The organism is Pyxidicoccus trucidator, from assembly GCF_010894435.1.
Classification (GTDB): domain Bacteria; phylum Myxococcota; class Myxococcia; order Myxococcales; family Myxococcaceae; genus Myxococcus; species Myxococcus trucidator.
In genome coordinates this window covers 339,635-354,466 of sequence record NZ_JAAIXZ010000003.1, presented here as the reverse complement: position 1 = coordinate 354,466, position 14,832 = coordinate 339,635, and the positions used below count along the sequence as shown (strand labels likewise).

Genomic DNA, 14,832 nt, shown 5'->3' with positions numbered 1-14,832 from the left:
CGTCCACCACCCTTCAGCCTGGGTGCGTGACTCACCTCACGGGGAGTGGGAGCCCCGTGCGGCGGGAGTCGCACACAGCACGGCCACCAGCGTCTCCCCGTCGTACTGCAGGCCCACGTAGCCCGGCTGGCGAAGGGGGTGCACCCACGGGTGCGAGCCCGTCTCCAGTGAGTCAGGCACGTCGTCCCGCCTGAAGCCCGCCCGCGCCAGCCGCCGCCACCAGCCGCTCACCTGCTCGTGGTGCAGCGAAGAGAGGTCCGCGCAGTCGCACAGCAAATCCCTGAGGTCCCTGGCGAGGAAGGCCTTGAGGGTTTCCGTGTGCTCCTGGGGCAGCGCGAGCCGGTCCACCAACTGGGACAGCCGGCCGTAGTGACGCCAGCCATTGTGGAAGCGCTGGTCCGCGTCGGCCACGGAGTGGTCCGAGCTGGGCTCGACGAGCACGAGGGCTTTGGGCTCCAGCATCCGCAGCCTGCGCAGCACGGCGTCCCGCGCCTCCTCGCCCGAGGACTTCCCTCGGACGAGGTGCAGGGCGAAGGCCGAGTGCACGAGGAGCGTCCCCCGCAGTGACGCGACGAGGGCCCAGAAGGAGGGGTCCAGCTCCTCCACCAGCGCGTGGAAGGCCATGACGTGGACCTCGAGGCCGTACACCTGCGCGGCCTCGAGCAGGTTGTGCTCGGCGCTCCGGAGGCACACGGCGTCCGGCTCCACGGCCACCACGGTGAGGCGGCGGGGCCGGTCCTCACGGGCGCCGAGCCGGCGCACCAGGTCCACCGCCTGCCGGCCAGTGCCGGGGCCGATGTCGAGGAGGACGACTTCGTCGAGGCCGGCCATGTGGTGGCACAGCCACGCGTTGGCGATGGCGCCCGCCATGGACACGGTGGGCAGCGTCTCGGCGACCCACTCGTGCAGCGCCTGCCGCGAGCTCGGCTCAGTCCACATCGCCGTTCCCGTGAGGAAGGACGTGAGACGTTGAAGATTGTGGCTCATGAACGTGGTCCCCCCGGTGACGCACGGAGAGCGTACGCACAGCGGGGATACGAACACACGTTCATTTCCTGGTTGGACGAAGTGAACCCCGCCATGCGTGCCACCTCCACTGTGTCCGGGGCGGGGCCCATCCCGGCCCCCCCTCCGCGGGATGCCAGCCGCCTGGACGGGTTCGGGAGCCTTCGCGGATGAAGATAGACACCCGGCCAAAGTCAATTCACATCTTCAGGCGGCGGAAATGACTATCGAGCGGAAATTCAATGACATAGGCCACCCGGCCAATCACTACAGGTCATGCAGGTGGAGCCTGCTGGAAGCCGTGGTGTAGCCTGCCCGCATGACTCCACTCTCCGAGCGCCTGGCGCAGCTCCGGAACCGACTCGGGACACTTCGGGAGTTCGCCCGCCGGGACCCCGCTGCCGTTCCGCACGTCAGGGTCGTCCAGGAGAAGGGCTTCGCATACGAGGAGCCGTTCGACCCCTACAGCTTGAATCCCTCCGTCCCGATCGAGGCCTTGGAGTCAGTCGAGCGCGAGCTGGGCACACGCCTGCCAGAGAGCTTCCGGCAGTTCCTGCTAGAGCTAGGCGACGGTGGCCACGCGGGCCCATTTCCCGAGTGGAACCTCGCCAGCGTGGCCGCATCAGGACTCCACGAGAGCCACATCGAGGACAGGCTGGGGCCTGCGGTCATTCCAGCTGGCGGTACGCCCCCTGCGCTCGATGACCTCCTCGATGAGGAGCAGGCCTCCTCTGTCAAAGCCCGCTCACGCATGCTGCTGATGCCCTGCTACGACCTGAGTGAGTATGGTCTCATCGTTGATGGACCGCTCGGAGGCCAGCTGTACCTGCTGAACTCGACCGAGCCCGTGTGCGGCTCTGGCGCGGACATCATCGACCTCTTCAGCCATTGGGTTGACAGGAAGCAGCAGTCCCTGCGCGAGCGAGAGCAACGTCGCCGCGAACGGCGCGAGCCAGCTCCCACGGACGCCTCCGCCCTGTGTGAGGCCGCGTTCAGGCTCTACTCCGAGTCCGACAACTTCGAAGGAGGTCCCAGCGCCGCGCGCCAGCAGGCCGAGAGCTACCTCCGGCAGATGCTCGCGTTGAAGGCCATGCCACTCGACGTGCTGGCAAGGAACTGCGAGCGGCTGTGGAGTCACTGGGCACACGCGATGCTCGTAGAGGTGGGGCAGGCAGCCCTTGAGCAGTCCCGATGCGAGCCCACAACCCGGGCGCAGCGCTGTACGGTTCACCGGTATATGGGGCTTGCGTTCGTGCGCCTGGGGCAGCCCGCGGCTGCGGTCCCCCACTTCGAGAATGCACTGCGATTACTGAACGAGCAGCAGCGCTTCCCGGCGGATGCGCGGGAGCTCATCCAGGCCGGGCTCGGGGAAGCGCATCTCGCTCTGAACCAACCCGAAGGTGCCATCGCAGCTCTCGACCCACAGCCCCATGGATTCTGGCCGCTCAGAGTCCTGGGGGACGCCTACCGCATGGCGGGCAAGCCGCAGCAGGCCCGCGACACCTACCAGCGCAGCATCCAGTGCTACGGAGGTGACCCGCATTCACACCTTGGGCTCGCGGAGCTGGACCTGTCAGAGGGGAATTTCAGCGCCGCTGAGCAGCGCTGCCGCCGGGCCATGAAGTGCATGGAGCGCCCTCTCCGAACCTACCTTTGCCTGGCGCGCATCTTCGTGAGACAGGGGCGCCTTCTCGAGCTGTCGCACATGCTTGGGAAGCTCCGGAAGTCCAGGCTGGACCTGGAGTTGATGCGGAAGGACCCCGAGCTGGCCCCTCATTTCATCGAGGCCCTCCGCTGACGAGTCCAGCCCCACCACGCGGGGCGCAGTGCACTTCTCTGGCCGAGCGCGGCTCCATCAGCCCGTGCACAGGCCACGAGGATGTCTCCCAGGAAACCTCACGCGAAGTGAACGGCGCAGGAGACCCGGGGCTGGCTACACTGATTCGAGCGATGGAGTGTGCCAGCCCGGGTCCAAAGCCTCCGGATGCTTCGAAGCGAAGGAGAGGGCAGCGACGCGCTGCTCCGGTTGCAGGAGGTTCCACGATGCGGTGCTTCCGGCCACTCGCTGTGTTCTCACTCTCATGGCGGTCGGTTCATCGCAGCTGGGGTCTCTCCGCATGCTGCTTGTTCCTGGCATGCTCGACAGCGTCTCCCAGCCGAGAACGCGTCTTTCGGGATGGCCATCCGCGCGGGCCAGGAAGCTTCTGCGCACTGAACCCTGAAGGGTGCCCTCCCGCGGAAGATCCACCCCAGCACGAGCCCGAGCAGGACACCGAATCGCCAGCGAACAAGCAGACCTGTCTGGCAGCTTGTGAGGCTGGCGGCGAAGTGCTCGCGGCCTTCTGCAGGCGTCTCAGGGATCCCAGGAGGAAGGCCCTGTGCTGGGGGGCGACAAGGGGCTCCAAGGCCGCATGCCAGAGCATGTGTCGCGCCATCTACGAATGCGACGATTCCAACGACTGCGGTCAGGAGGATGAACCATGAAGGACTGGCGCCCCAGGCTCTCCTCCATCGAGGACCCTATCGCTGAAGACTACTGGCACTACATGATCGAGGACGGGACCCGACGGACCTCCCGCATCATCATTGGCCGACCCGCTCTCGCACCCGACGGGGAGACCTGGTACTGCCCGCTCTCCTTCGAGCACGTCACCAAAGGCATCGACTACAGTTTCGGCGTCGGGCCCGTGGACGCGCTGATGAACGCGATGTACTTCGTCCGCAGGCGCTTCTACGAGTTCGATGAAGTGGAACCCGGAGCGAAGCCTCCGCGGGCAAAGACCCCTACCGCGACCTCCAGCGGACGCGTGAAGAAGCAGGCAAGACCCTCCGCTACGTCGAAGCCACGTGCGAAGAAGCGGGTGGCCTCGCCGAAGTCCCCGCGTAAGCGTCCCTGATGCAGTCCCCGGAGTAGCTGCGATACGCTCAAGCCCCCCAGAGAGCCAGCGTCTACCGGAAGGAGTTCACGACGAACACCGAGGCGCCGGAGAAGTCGAGGACCACGTAGCCAGGATGGACCTCGGCCTTCTTCCGCGCATCCCGGACGACCGCGCAGATGGGCACGGCATCACCATCCACCGGATGCGCCTCGTAGTACCGGACGACAATCTGCCGCCCGCCCGTCCAGACCTGACCATACAGCCGCGTTCCGCTTTCGAGCATTCCCAGCGGCCCGTCCAGGTAGCTCTCCACGGGCCCGTCATGCAGTGTGATGGTCCGCTGGTCTATCTGGTTGGCATCGAGCTCGACGTCCGCCGCATCCCCCACCTTCATCCGGAGGATGCGCATCGTCCTGAGCGCCTCTTTCGAGCACTCCTCTGGTGCGGGAGTCCCGTCCGCACGCAGCGACACGGAGCCGAGGGCAGCCGTACAGCCAGAGGACGCGCAGAGCAGGACGATGCAGGAGACACGGAGCACTCGGGACGGGTCCATTTCGGTGGATCTACTCGCGCGCGTACCGCTGATCCAGGACGACCTGGAACTGCCCCACCCCGTCGGGCCGGAAGAACTCCAGGACGAGCTGCTGGATGCCCTGCTTCGACTCGAAGGCGCGCTTGTCCGCGACAATCGCGAAGGCTCCCGAAGCGCCCGGCGCAATCTCCTCCTGGTCCATGCGCAGCGCGAAGGGCCTGGCCTCCCGCGTCTCCGCCGTCGACAACCGGGCCGTCCCCAACCTCCACGGCTTCCGCGAGTCCCGGTTGCGGACGTTGAACACCACGGCAGCCTTCCCCTTCCCCTCGAACCACCCCACCTCCACCTCCGCCCCATCACAATCGAGCCGTTGCTTCTGCCTCCGTCTGAAGGGTGTCTGTCCCGAGGCCCCGCTGACCAGGAGCGCGGCGAGGGAGTGGTCCACCGAGTTCTTCTCCTGGCGGTAACGCTCGGCATCCAGCTTGTGGTGTTGCTCCCTCAAGAGCGCATCGGAGAGTTGGGCCCGCACGGACGCGAGGGCACCATCGTCGGGGGCCACGTTCACCTGGTGGTCCACCTGCTTGGCCAGTGCCGTCACCGTGAATGGCAACTGCGTGCCGTCCTTCAGCGTCACCAGCAGCAGGAAACGGTCCTCCGCCGTGAGGTCATGGAGCGGGACCAGCAGCACGGACCTGCCCTGGGCCACTAGCGGCTCGAAGCGGCCTTCCCACCCCAGGAGCCGCGTCTTCTCCGGGTCGACCGGCTGCTCGAACCGCAGGACGGAAGCGATGCCGCCTGCAACGTGCACGGGGTTCGCAACCTCCTCCGGCGCATCCGGCAGGAGGACATTGCGGATGATGGACTTGCGGTCCTGCGCCTGCGCCGAGGACGCCAGGAGGACCAGGAGCAGGAGGGACCAGCCAGCTAGAGATTGCAGCATGACGCGGGTAACCTACCAGGGTGTGCCCGTGCGTCCATACCTGGGAGCTCCCGTCATCAAATCCTCTACGAGAGGACCTACCGGCTTGATGCGCCCTGAAACGAGCTCCCCCAGGAATCCGTTACGAGGTCGCTTCAGCGCGCCAGGGAAGCGGGCGCTGGCGCTCGCCTTGTTTCTCTCGGGCTGCGCGCGACGTCCGGAGCCGCTCTCGTCCCCGGTGGTGAACGACAGGTCCGTCACCTTTCCGCTGACCGCCGCGGGTGAACCCCTCAAGGTGGGAAGCCCCGGGCAGGCCTTTGACCTGGATGGAGAAGTCCTGCGCGCCCTGACGATTGCGGCCGATGACCTCTTCCCACCGGGACTTCCCGCCACCACGTGCAGGAACAGGCGGGAGGCACATACCTACCGCTTCATCCGCCAGGCAGACGTCGTTTTCGTCTATATCGAGGAAGACCCTGCGTACTGCGGCCAAGGGTTTCCGGCGATGGACTCGGGTGCGAAGTACGCCATCGGCAAGGACGGCCGCATCCTCCGGCGTGTCGTGGATGGCATCGACGAGGACGATGCCATCTGGCGCCTGAAGACACCGGATGGTGGGGTGGTGACCGTCATCGCGGAGCCGGGCGTCGTTCCCGAGGTGACGACCTTGGACGCGCCAGACAGCGGCATCCTCAAGGTCATCCAGGAACCCGCCGAGCCGCCTGGACAGTAGGCCCCACCCACACCGTCCCCCTTCCCAACCGCCCCCTCCGTGTACAAATCCGGAAACTGTCGGGTGGCAGGGGGCGCCATGAGGGCCGGCTGGCGCCCCCGTTTTCCCCGCTTCCGGGGCAGCCGTGCGTCCTCCGGATGTACGCCGCCGTGCATTTCGCCGGGCCAGCGCCGTCCTACCCCGTGAAAGTGTCTCTCTGCTGTCCCCAGGAAGGCCCCATGCGTCTGGGACGTGCGGGCGGACCGAGGCTGGGCTAAGCGTTCGCCTGCTCCCCGGGCCCCGCGCCGAGCCAACGCCCGTGGCCTGCTCGCTGGAGGAGGTACCAAGCGATGTCCAACACCGTCGTGAAGAAGAAGCGCCGCTGGCCCTACGTACTCGGTGGCGTCCTCGCGCTCCTCGTCATCATCGTCGCCGTCGTGCTCTGGCGGCTCGACGCCATCCTGCTGAAGACGGCCCAGGACCAGGCGGCCACGTACTCGCAGAAGCTCGGCCGCCCCATCCAGATTGGCGACATCTCCACCCGGCTCTTCCCCACCATCGGCGCCGAGGTGGAGAACGTCACCGTCGGCCCCGCCGAGGGCGAGGAGCTCCCCCTCGCGCAGCTGGCCTCGCTCGACGTCCGCGTCGCCGCCGGCCCCCTGCTGTCCTCACGCGGCAAGGACATCCAGGTGAAGAACGCCGAGGTGTCCGGCCTCACCGTCAACGTCGTCCGCTTCCCCGACGGCACCACCAACGTCCAGCGCCTCATGAAGCGCCTGGAGGAGCAGGCCCCCAAGGAAGAGGAGCAGCCCGAGGAGGAGCAGCCCCCCACGGACCTCTCCGGCGTCCACGTCGAGCGCGCCGCCCTCACCGACGGCACCATCCGCTTCGTGGACCGCTCCGCTGGCACCCAGGCCCGCGAGCTGGCCGTGAAGGACCTGGACATCGAGGTGAAGGACTTGCGCGTCGGCAAGCCGCTCGTCGTCGACCTGGCCGCCGCCGTGCTCGCCGACAAGCAGAACCTCAAAATCACTCTCAACGCCGCGCCCCTGCCTCCCACCCTGGTGCCCAGGCCCGAGCGCGTGACGCTCAAGGCCGAGCGCATCGACCTCGCCCCCCTGGGCCCCTTCCTCCCTCCGGACGTGGGCCTCCAGGCCGGCACGGTGGACGCGGACTGGCAGGCGGACCTCGGCGGCGCGGTGCCCGGCGGCTCGGGCCCCACGCGACTGGTCGGCACCATCAAGGCGCTCGGCCTGCGCTTCGCCGGCGCCGAGGGCGGCAAGGCGCTCGACGTGGTGCTCGACACGGACGTGACGGGCGACGTGGCCGTCGGTGACCTCGCGCTCGACAAGCTCAACCTGGACCTCGGCCCGGCGAGCATCTCCGGCAAGGGCCGCGTGAAGGGCCTGCTCACCGAGAAGCCCTCGGTGGAGGGCTTCGAGCTGCTGGGGAAGAACCTCGACCCGGCCGCCATCGCCGAGTACTACCCGCCGCTGCGCAAGCAACTCAAGGGCATGATTGCCGGCCCCATCGGCCTCGCGGTGCGCGGCAGCGGCACGCAGGACGCCCAGGCCATCAACATCGACGTGGACCTGACGCCCGTGCGGCTGCGCGTGCCGGACCAGCTCGCCAAGGACGCGGGCTCGCCCATGAAGCTCACCGCGCGGCTCACCGGCGCGGCGGCCAGCGGCGGCGCGCTGCGCTTCAGCGCCGATGCCAACCTGGACGGCGTGGACCTGCGCCCCGGCCTGCTCGTGGCCAAGGCCCCCGGTCAGCGCATGCAGGTGAGCGCCGCCGGCACGTACGCGCCCGACAAGAGCGGCACCGGCATGAAGGTGGACGTCCCAAAGCTCTCCGCGGCCCTGCTGGAGGACACGGTGTCGGGCAGCGCCTCCTTCGCGCTGGCCGGCCAGGGCAAGAAGCAGACGACCACCTTCGCCGTGGACCTGAAGAGCCAGCGGCTCAACGCCGACGCGCTGCTGATGAGCGAGGAGGAGGTGACGGCTCGCACGGGCGGCGCGCCGGTGCCTCCGCCGCCGGATGACCCGACGCGCTTCAACGGCTTCCGCGGCGACATCCGCTTCGCGATTGCGGCCCTGCGCTACACCCAGATGGATTTGAGCAACGTGACGGGCGTGGTGAAGATGACGGACGACCTCATCACCGTGGAGAAGTTCTCCTCCGGCCTCTACGGCGGCAAGGTGTCCGCGGACGGCACCACGGTGCGCCTGGGCCCGCTGCCGGAGAAGCGCCCCTTCGACGCGAAGGTGAAGGTGGAAGGCGTGGAGATGGCGCAGGCGCTGACCAAGTTCACGCCGCAGAAGGTGATGACGGGCACGTTCAACGGAAACGTGGACGTCAAGGGCGTGGGCTACACGCCGGACCAGCTCCAGCAGACGCTGCTCGGCGCCATCAACGGCAACATCCTGGGCGGCACGCTGCTGGGCACGGACCTGGTGGCGTCCGTGTCCGAGCCGCTCGCCAAGGCGCTGCCCTTCGCGGCCAAGGGCCTCAAGAGCGGGACGGGGACGTCGCTCGGCGAGAACCTGCCCTTCGGCGTGGAAATCAAGAATGGCGTGGCGCAGCTCAAGCGGCCCATCTCCTGGACCCGGCCCGAGGCGGCGCTGAGCTTCGACGGCGGCATCCGCCTGGACGGCACGCTGGACCTGACGGGCGGAGTGTCCCTGACGCCGTCCACGGTGAAGACGCTGACGCTCGGGAAGGTGACGCCGCCCGAGGCCATCCCCGTGGGCATGAAGCTGACGGGCAAGGCGTGGAAGCCCGAGGTGACGGGCGTGGACGTGAAGCCGGCCGTGACGACGATTGCGAAGCTGGCGGCCTCGTCGCTGGCGGGCAGCCTGATTGGCGGCAAGCAGGTGCAGTCCGTCATCGAGGGCGGGGAGGAGAAGGCCCGCGCCGAGGCCGAGGCGAAGCGCAAGGAGCTGGAGGCCAAGGCCGCCGCGGAGAAGGCCCGCCTGGAGGCCGAGGCGAAGAAGAAGGCCGAGGACGAGGCCAAGAAGCGCCTGCGCGGCATCTTCGGGCAGTAGTCCGCAACCCCTTCGCGTCGGAGCGCGCCGCATCCTTGCGGCCGCCCCGGCGCGGAGTGCGAGGCACGGTGAAGGAGGCTGCGCTCCCCTGCGCGGCAGCGGCCCGCATCCTGGCGGCCGTCCCGGGTTGGGAGCGTGCTGTTCGGAAATGTCGGGACATTTGCGGACACAAAACCCCCGACATTTCCGAACAGGGAGCCCTACGCCCCCGCCCCTGCCGCGTAGCGACGCTTGCGCGCGGTCGCTACGCCACCCGCCCACGCCTGCTTCCGCCGCGAAGCACCCGGGCGTTGCTGAAACACCGTGAAACGCCGCTGAAACACCCTGTCCGCCCGTCCACTCGGAGCCAGCCCCACGGGACGAGTGTGGCACGCACCCTGCTTGGGGCCTCCTCTCATGTCTCACGATTCACGAGGGAGCCACCCCACATGAACACGAGCGAGGCTTGCGGCAGCAAGGACCCGGTGACCACGCCCGGGCCGGTGGTGGTGCCCCTCCAGGAGCGGCATCGCGTCCTCATCATCGGCGGAGGGACGGCGGGCATCTGCGTGGCCGCCCGGCTGGCCCGCTCGGGGCAGAAGGACGTCGCAATCATTGAGCCTTCGCGGCACCACTACTACCAGCCGCTCTGGACGCTGGTGGGCGCGGGCGAGGCCGACATCGAGGACACCGTGCGCGACGAGGCCAGCCTCATCCCCCGAGGCGTGAAGTGGCTCCACGACGCCGCCGAGGAGGTGGACCCCGTCCGCAAGGAGGTGCGGACCCGGGGCGGCCTGCGCCTCGGCTACGACTTCCTCGTCGTCGCGCCCGGCATCCAGCTCGACTGGGACAAAGTCACGGGCCTGCGTGAGGCGCTGAAGACGGAGCACGTCAGCAGCAACTACGACGTGCAGCTCGCCCCGAAGACGTGGCAGCTCCTCCAGCGCTTCCAGGGAGGCACCGCCCTCTTCACCCACCCGTCCACGCCCGTGAAGTGCGCCGGGGCGCCGCAGAAAATCATGTACCTGGCCGCGGACCACTTCCGCCGCACCGGCCTCTCCGAGCGCTCGAAGGTCATCTTCGGCTCGGGGGCCAAGGTCATCTTCGGCGTGAAGCCCTTCGCCGCCGTGCTGGAGGGCGTGGTGGAGCGCTACGGCATCGACACGCGCTTCGAGCACAACCTCGTCGCCGTGGACGGAGCGAAGCGCGAGGCCATCTTCGAGACCACTCGCGAGGGGCAGAAGGAGCGCGTCACCCTCGAGTACGATTTGCTCCACGTCACCCCGCCGCAGAGCGCGCCGGACTTCATCAAGCGCAGCCCGCTGGCCTGGCGCGAGGGCGCGTGCGCCGGCTGGGTGAAGGCGGACAAGTACACGCTCCAGCACCCGGACTTCCCCGACGTCTTCGCGCTCGGCGACGCGTCGGACCTGCCCACCAGTCGCACCGGGGCCGCCGTGCGCAAGCAGGCCCCCGTGCTGGTGGACAACCTCCTGGCCGTCATGGCCGGGCGCCCCCTGCCCTCCCGCTATGACGGCTATGCGTCCTGCCCCCTCACCACCGGCTACGGGAAGCTGCTGCTCGCCGAGTTCGACTACGACGGCAAGCCCACGCCGAGCTTCCCGCTCATCGACACGCTTCAGGAGCGGCGCGACATGTGGCTGATGAAGAAGTACGGCCTGCCACGCCTGTACTGGTCGCTGATGATGCGCGGGCTCGCCTGAGCGCATGTCACTCGGCGCGCGGCCGGGCTATGCATGTCCCGACCGCGCCGATGCCCCACTCCCGAACTCCCTCCCCGTCCCGACTCGTGCTGCCCGCCCTGGACGCCCTCGCGGGCCCCGTGCTTCTCGTCGACGGCGCAAGGCAGGTGGCCTCACTCACCCCCGCGCTGGAGGCGCAGCTCGGAGGCACCGTCCGCGCGGGCACGCCCCTGGCGGAGGTGCTCGCCCCGCACGGCGGCGCCGAGCGCCTGGAGTCCCTGCTGACGGAGGGCCGTGAGACGTCCGCCCGGCTGCGCGCGGGAGGACGACAGCACGCGGTGCGGGTGCGCGCGGTGGCGCTCGTGGAGGGCAAGAAGGCGCTCGGCTGGGCGCTGCTCGTCAGCCCGGATGCCACCCGCGAGACGGACGGCGACGCCGAGCTGTTCCACGGCGTGTGGACGCGAGACGTCGAGCTCCAGCGCATCTTCCGCATCGTCGAGAAGGTGGCCCGCACCGAGTCCAGCGTCCTGGTGCGAGGCGAGTCCGGCACGGGCAAGGAGCTCATCGCCCACGCGCTGCACACGCTGTCGTCGCGCGGCAAGGGTCCCTTCCGGGCCATCAACTGCGCGGCGCTGCCTCCCACGCTGCTGGAGACCGAGCTTTTCGGCCACGTGCGCGGCGCCTTCACCGGCGCGGTGCGAGACAGCCCGGGACACTTCCGGCTGGCGAACCGGGGCTCGCTCTTCCTGGACGAGGTGGCGGAGATGCCGCTGGACCTCCAGGCGAAGATGCTGCGCGTGCTGGAGACGCGCACCGTCATCCCCGTGGGCGGCCGCGAGCCTGTGCCCGTGGACGTGCGCATCATCGCCGCCACCCACCGGGCCCTGCGGCGCGAGGTGGAGGCGGGCCGCTTCCGCGCCGACCTGATGTACCGGCTGCGCGTGGTACCCATCTTCCTGCCCTCGCTGCGCGAGCGCCCCGGAGACATCCTCCCGCTGGCCATGCGCTTCCTGGACGACCTGCAGCAGCGAGGCCCCCGCCGCGTGGAGCGCTTCTCGCCCGGCGCCCGCCGCCTGCTGGAAGGGCACACCTGGCCGGGCAACGTGCGCGAGCTGCGCAACGTCATGGAATACACCTACGTCATCGGCGAGGGCCCGGTGGTGCGCGAGGGAGACCTGCCGCCCGAGTTCTCCGAGGCGCGACACGCCGCGCCCGTGACCTCCGCCAGTATGGACGCCTCACTGGACCCGGAGCGGATGCGCGCCGCGCTCGCCCAGGCGGGAGGCAACCGCTCCGAGGCCGCGCGCCTGCTCGGCATCAGCCGCGTCACGCTGTGGCGCCGCCTGCGAGACCTCGGGGACACCGGCAACGGCTGAGCCGTGCCGCCCCCCGGCCCCGCGAGGCGACACACACGTCTCCCTGAGCACCGCACCGCGAAGCACGCTCATCGGCTCGCGCTCCCCGGCCCGCGGCATCGACCCACAGCGCCTCCCTGCTGAGCACCCACACCGTGACGCTCGCTCACCGGTGCACTCCGCCCCCTGTGAAGCACGTTGCCTCAAGACTCCTCGCCTTGTTTCACGCGGGTGTTTCACCTGTTGCAGCGAAAGGTGCCCGAACACACGGAGGCGTGGGTCCACGGGGCAGCTCGGCGGTGGAGCACCGCGTCCTCGCAAGGCGGCACCTCCCCCTGAGCCGAGCGGACGTACGGCGGGCGACGGAACCCGGCCCTCGCGGCCGAAGAGTGCGCCACTTCGACGGCTGGCATGCGGATGGCAATGCCTCGGCGGCAATCAACCTGCTCCTGAGGTGGACCATGCTGTTCCGGCAGCTCTTCGACGCGGAGACCTCGACGTACACGTACCTGCTGGCGGATGAGGCCTCGCGCGCGGCGGCGCTCATCGACCCGGTGCTGGAGCAGGTGGAGCGAGACCTGAAGCTCGTCGAGGAGCTCGGCCTGAAGCTGGTGCTGGTGCTGGAGACGCACGTGCACGCCGACCACGTCACCGGCGCGGGTGCGCTGCGGGAGAAGACGGGCGCCACGGTGGCGGCCTCGGCCCGGGGAGCGCCGTGTGTTAATCGGCAGGTGGCCCATGGCGACGTGGTGCGCCTGGGCAACCTGGAGGTGAAGGTGCTGGAGACGCCGGGCCACACCGACGACAGCCTCAGCTTCCTGTGCGAGGGGCGCCTCTTCACCGGCGATGCGCTGCTCGTCCGCGCCACCGGGCGCACCGACTTCCAGAATGGCGACGCGGGTCAGCTCTACGACGCCATCACCAGCCGCCTCTTCACCCTGCCCGAGGACACGGTGGTCTACCCGGGCCACGACTACGCCGGCCACGCCCTGTCCACCATCGGCGAGGAGAAGCGCCACAACCCGCGCCTGGCCGGCAAGACGCGGGAGTCCTTCATCTCCTTCATGGAGAGCCGCCAGCTCCCGCCGCCGAAGAAGCTGGACGTGGCCGTGCCCGCCAACCGGGCCTGCGGCAGGACCGAGCCCCGGAGCCAGGCTTGAAGCCCGAGGCTCCCGGAAGGGGCCGTGAATCCCCATCACCTGCGCGCCCTCACGAAGGCCGCGAGAGGAGCCTGGTCATGACGTCCCTCTTCGACAGCGCCATCCCCCACCCTCACGGCTACCGCGACGTGGACGTGCACCAGCTCGCGGCCGTGCCCACCACGCACGCGTCCCTGGTGGACGTGCGCGAGCCCTCCGAGTTCGACGGTCTCCTCGGCCACCTCGACGGCGCCCGGCTCGTGCCACTGGCCACGGTGCTGGACGTGGCCGCCTCCTGGCCGCGCAACGCGGACGTGCTGCTGGTGTGCCGCTCCGGAGGACGCTCGGCGAAGGCGGCGGCGCAGCTCGTGGCGCGGGGCTTCACGCGGGTGATGAACCTGCGCGGCGGCATGCTCGCGTGGAACACCGCGGAGCTGCCCGTGGTGCGCCCGCCCCTGGGGCCTCCACCCACGCTGGCCCGGGTCCTCGACGAGCTGCTCGCGGGCCTGCACCGCACCGTCGCGCCGGAGTCCCCCGCCCCCATCTACGGCCAGGGTCCTTCGCGCGAGGCGCTGACCGCCCTGCTGGACGCGCTGCAAGCCACGCCTCCCACGACGGCCCGCGACGCTCCCGGCTTCGAGCGCCTGCTGCGCGAGTGCCGCGACCTCCTCTCCGTCGCCAGGCCGGGAGAGTCCCGATGATGCTCTACGTGGGCATCGCCGCGTCGCTGGTGGTGGGCGTGCTGCTGGGGCTGCTCGGGGGCGGCGGGTCCATCCTCACGGTGCCGCTGCTGGTGTACGTGCTCGGCGTGGAGCCCCGCACGGCCATCGTCATGTCCCTGGTGGTGGTGGGCCTCACCAGCGCCAGCGGGGCCCTCCTCCACGCGCGGGCGGGGCGGGTGCGCTGGCGCACCGCGCTCGTCTTCGGAAGCGGCGGTATGACGGGCGCATTCATCGGCGGGCGCATCAACCCGCTCATCCCCTCCACCACGCTGCTGCTGCTCTTCGCCGGAGTCATGGTGGCCGCCGCCGTGGCCATGCTGCGGCGCAAGGAAGCGCCTCCAGCCTCCGCGAGCACGCCCGCGCCCGCGGCGATTCCGGTGGCGCGGGTGCTGGCCCAGGGAATGGCGGTGGGCCTGCTGTCGGGGCTGGTGGGCGCGGGCGGAGGCTTCCTCATCGTCCCCGCGCTCGCGCTGGTGGGACTGCCCATGCCGGTGGCCGCCGCCACGTCGCTGGTGGTCATCTCGCTCCAGAGCGCCGCGGGCTTCGTGGGGCACCTGGGCCACGTGCAGCTCCCGTGGGCCCTCACCGGCGCGGTGCTGACGGCGGCGATGCTGGGCAGCCTCGTGGGGGGAAGGCTCGCGAGCCATATCGCCCCGGCCACGCTGCGCAGGGGCTTCGCCGTCTTCGTGCTCGCCACCGCCACCTTCCTGCTGGTGGCGGAGGCTCCGGCCCCGGTGCACACCCTGCTCGCGCAGGCGGGCGCGTGGCCCTGGCTGGTGGCCGGCACCGGCGTGGCCCTGCCACTGACGCTGTGGAGCCTGCGCGGGGCCCGGCAGCGCTGAG

Annotated in this window: 12 protein-coding genes; 9 read left to right on the top strand and 3 right to left on the bottom strand. The window is 69.7% G+C overall.

Annotation, left to right across the window (positions count from 1 at the left end; translation table 11 throughout):
- Positions 1-36: 36 nt before the first annotated feature.
- Entirely contained in the window at positions 37-987 is a 951-nt protein-coding gene (locus G4D85_RS11430) for a GRAS family protein (RefSeq protein WP_164011073.1), read from the bottom strand.
- Positions 988-1,324: 337 nt separating this feature from the next.
- Here G4D85_RS11430 and G4D85_RS11425 point away from each other — a divergent pair, with 337 nt between their 5' ends.
- Together G4D85_RS11425 and G4D85_RS11420 are read left to right on the top strand one after the other, a co-directional pair.
- Positions 1,325-2,803 carry a hypothetical protein gene (locus G4D85_RS11425; RefSeq protein WP_164011071.1) on the top strand — a complete coding sequence of 493 codons (1,479 nt, stop codon included), beginning with the start codon at positions 1,325-1,327 and terminating at the stop codon, positions 2,801-2,803.
- A 682-nt stretch (positions 2,804-3,485) separates the two neighbouring features.
- A complete protein-coding gene (locus G4D85_RS11420; RefSeq protein WP_164011069.1) occupies positions 3,486-3,902 on the top strand; it encodes a hypothetical protein in 417 nt (138 codons plus the stop codon).
- Between the two features lie 52 nt (positions 3,903-3,954).
- Here G4D85_RS11420 and G4D85_RS11415 read toward each other — a convergent pair whose 3' ends face one another.
- Both G4D85_RS11415 and G4D85_RS11410 read right to left on the bottom strand, forming a co-directional pair.
- A complete protein-coding gene (locus G4D85_RS11415; RefSeq protein WP_164011067.1) occupies positions 3,955-4,437 on the bottom strand; it encodes a serine/threonine protein kinase in 483 nt (160 codons plus the stop codon).
- A 10-nt stretch (positions 4,438-4,447) separates the two neighbouring features.
- Positions 4,448-5,356, bottom strand: coding sequence for a DUF2381 family protein (locus G4D85_RS11410; RefSeq protein WP_164011065.1), 909 nt, complete (start codon positions 5,354-5,356; stop codon positions 4,448-4,450).
- Positions 5,357-5,573: 217 nt separating this feature from the next.
- Here G4D85_RS11410 and G4D85_RS11405 point away from each other — a divergent pair, with 217 nt between their 5' ends.
- The 7 genes from G4D85_RS11405 to G4D85_RS11375 all read left to right on the top strand — a co-directional run bounded on the left by G4D85_RS11405 (position 5,574) and on the right by G4D85_RS11375 (position 14,831).
- Positions 5,574-6,068, top strand: coding sequence for a hypothetical protein (locus tag G4D85_RS11405; protein ID WP_205525512.1), 495 nt, complete (start codon positions 5,574-5,576; stop codon positions 6,066-6,068).
- A 329-nt stretch (positions 6,069-6,397) separates the two neighbouring features.
- Complete coding sequence (locus G4D85_RS11400) at positions 6,398-9,094, top strand: DUF748 domain-containing protein (protein ID WP_164011062.1); 2,697 nt, start codon at positions 6,398-6,400, stop codon at positions 9,092-9,094.
- 428 nt (positions 9,095-9,522) lie between these two features.
- A complete protein-coding gene (locus tag G4D85_RS11395) occupies positions 9,523-10,794 on the top strand; it encodes an NAD(P)/FAD-dependent oxidoreductase (protein WP_164011060.1) in 1,272 nt (423 codons plus the stop codon).
- Positions 10,795-10,844: 50 nt separating this feature from the next.
- The gene (locus G4D85_RS11390) at positions 10,845-12,149 is read left to right on the top strand and encodes a sigma-54 interaction domain-containing protein (protein WP_164011058.1); all 1,305 of its coding nucleotides are present in this window, start codon (positions 10,845-10,847) and stop codon (positions 12,147-12,149) included.
- A 440-nt stretch (positions 12,150-12,589) separates the two neighbouring features.
- The gene (locus G4D85_RS11385) at positions 12,590-13,288 is read left to right on the top strand and encodes an MBL fold metallo-hydrolase (RefSeq protein ID WP_164011774.1); all 699 of its coding nucleotides are present in this window, start codon (positions 12,590-12,592) and stop codon (positions 13,286-13,288) included.
- A gap of 77 nt (positions 13,289-13,365) precedes the next feature.
- On the top strand, positions 13,366-13,968 hold the full coding sequence (locus G4D85_RS11380) for a rhodanese-like domain-containing protein (RefSeq protein WP_164011056.1): 603 nt from the start codon (positions 13,366-13,368) through the stop codon (positions 13,966-13,968).
- Complete coding sequence (locus tag G4D85_RS11375) at positions 13,965-14,831, top strand: sulfite exporter TauE/SafE family protein (protein ID WP_164011054.1); 867 nt, start codon at positions 13,965-13,967, stop codon at positions 14,829-14,831. The genes G4D85_RS11380 and G4D85_RS11375 overlap by 4 nt, the downstream gene beginning before the upstream one ends.
- Position 14,832: the final 1 nt, after the last annotated feature.

Excerpts from the sequence above, each read along its gene's own strand:
- G4D85_RS11430 (WP_164011073.1), bottom strand. The coding sequence starts at position 987 with ATGAGCCACAATCTTCAACGTCTCACGTCCTTCCTCACGGGAACGGCG.
- G4D85_RS11425 (WP_164011071.1), top strand. The coding sequence starts at position 1,325 with ATGACTCCACTCTCCGAGCGCCTGGCGCAGCTCCGGAACCGACTCGGG.
- G4D85_RS11420 (WP_164011069.1), top strand. The coding sequence starts at position 3,486 with ATGAAGGACTGGCGCCCCAGGCTCTCCTCCATCGAGGACCCTATCGCT.
- G4D85_RS11415 (WP_164011067.1), bottom strand. The coding sequence starts at position 4,437 with ATGGACCCGTCCCGAGTGCTCCGTGTCTCCTGCATCGTCCTGCTCTGC.
- G4D85_RS11410 (WP_164011065.1), bottom strand. The coding sequence starts at position 5,356 with ATGCTGCAATCTCTAGCTGGCTGGTCCCTCCTGCTCCTGGTCCTCCTG.
- G4D85_RS11400 (WP_164011062.1), top strand. The coding sequence starts at position 6,398 with ATGTCCAACACCGTCGTGAAGAAGAAGCGCCGCTGGCCCTACGTACTC.
- G4D85_RS11395 (WP_164011060.1), top strand. The coding sequence starts at position 9,523 with ATGAACACGAGCGAGGCTTGCGGCAGCAAGGACCCGGTGACCACGCCC.
- G4D85_RS11390 (WP_164011058.1), top strand. The coding sequence starts at position 10,845 with ATGCCCCACTCCCGAACTCCCTCCCCGTCCCGACTCGTGCTGCCCGCC.
- G4D85_RS11385 (WP_164011774.1), top strand. The coding sequence starts at position 12,590 with ATGCTGTTCCGGCAGCTCTTCGACGCGGAGACCTCGACGTACACGTAC.
- G4D85_RS11380 (WP_164011056.1), top strand. The coding sequence starts at position 13,366 with ATGACGTCCCTCTTCGACAGCGCCATCCCCCACCCTCACGGCTACCGC.
- G4D85_RS11375 (WP_164011054.1), top strand. The coding sequence starts at position 13,965 with ATGATGCTCTACGTGGGCATCGCCGCGTCGCTGGTGGTGGGCGTGCTG.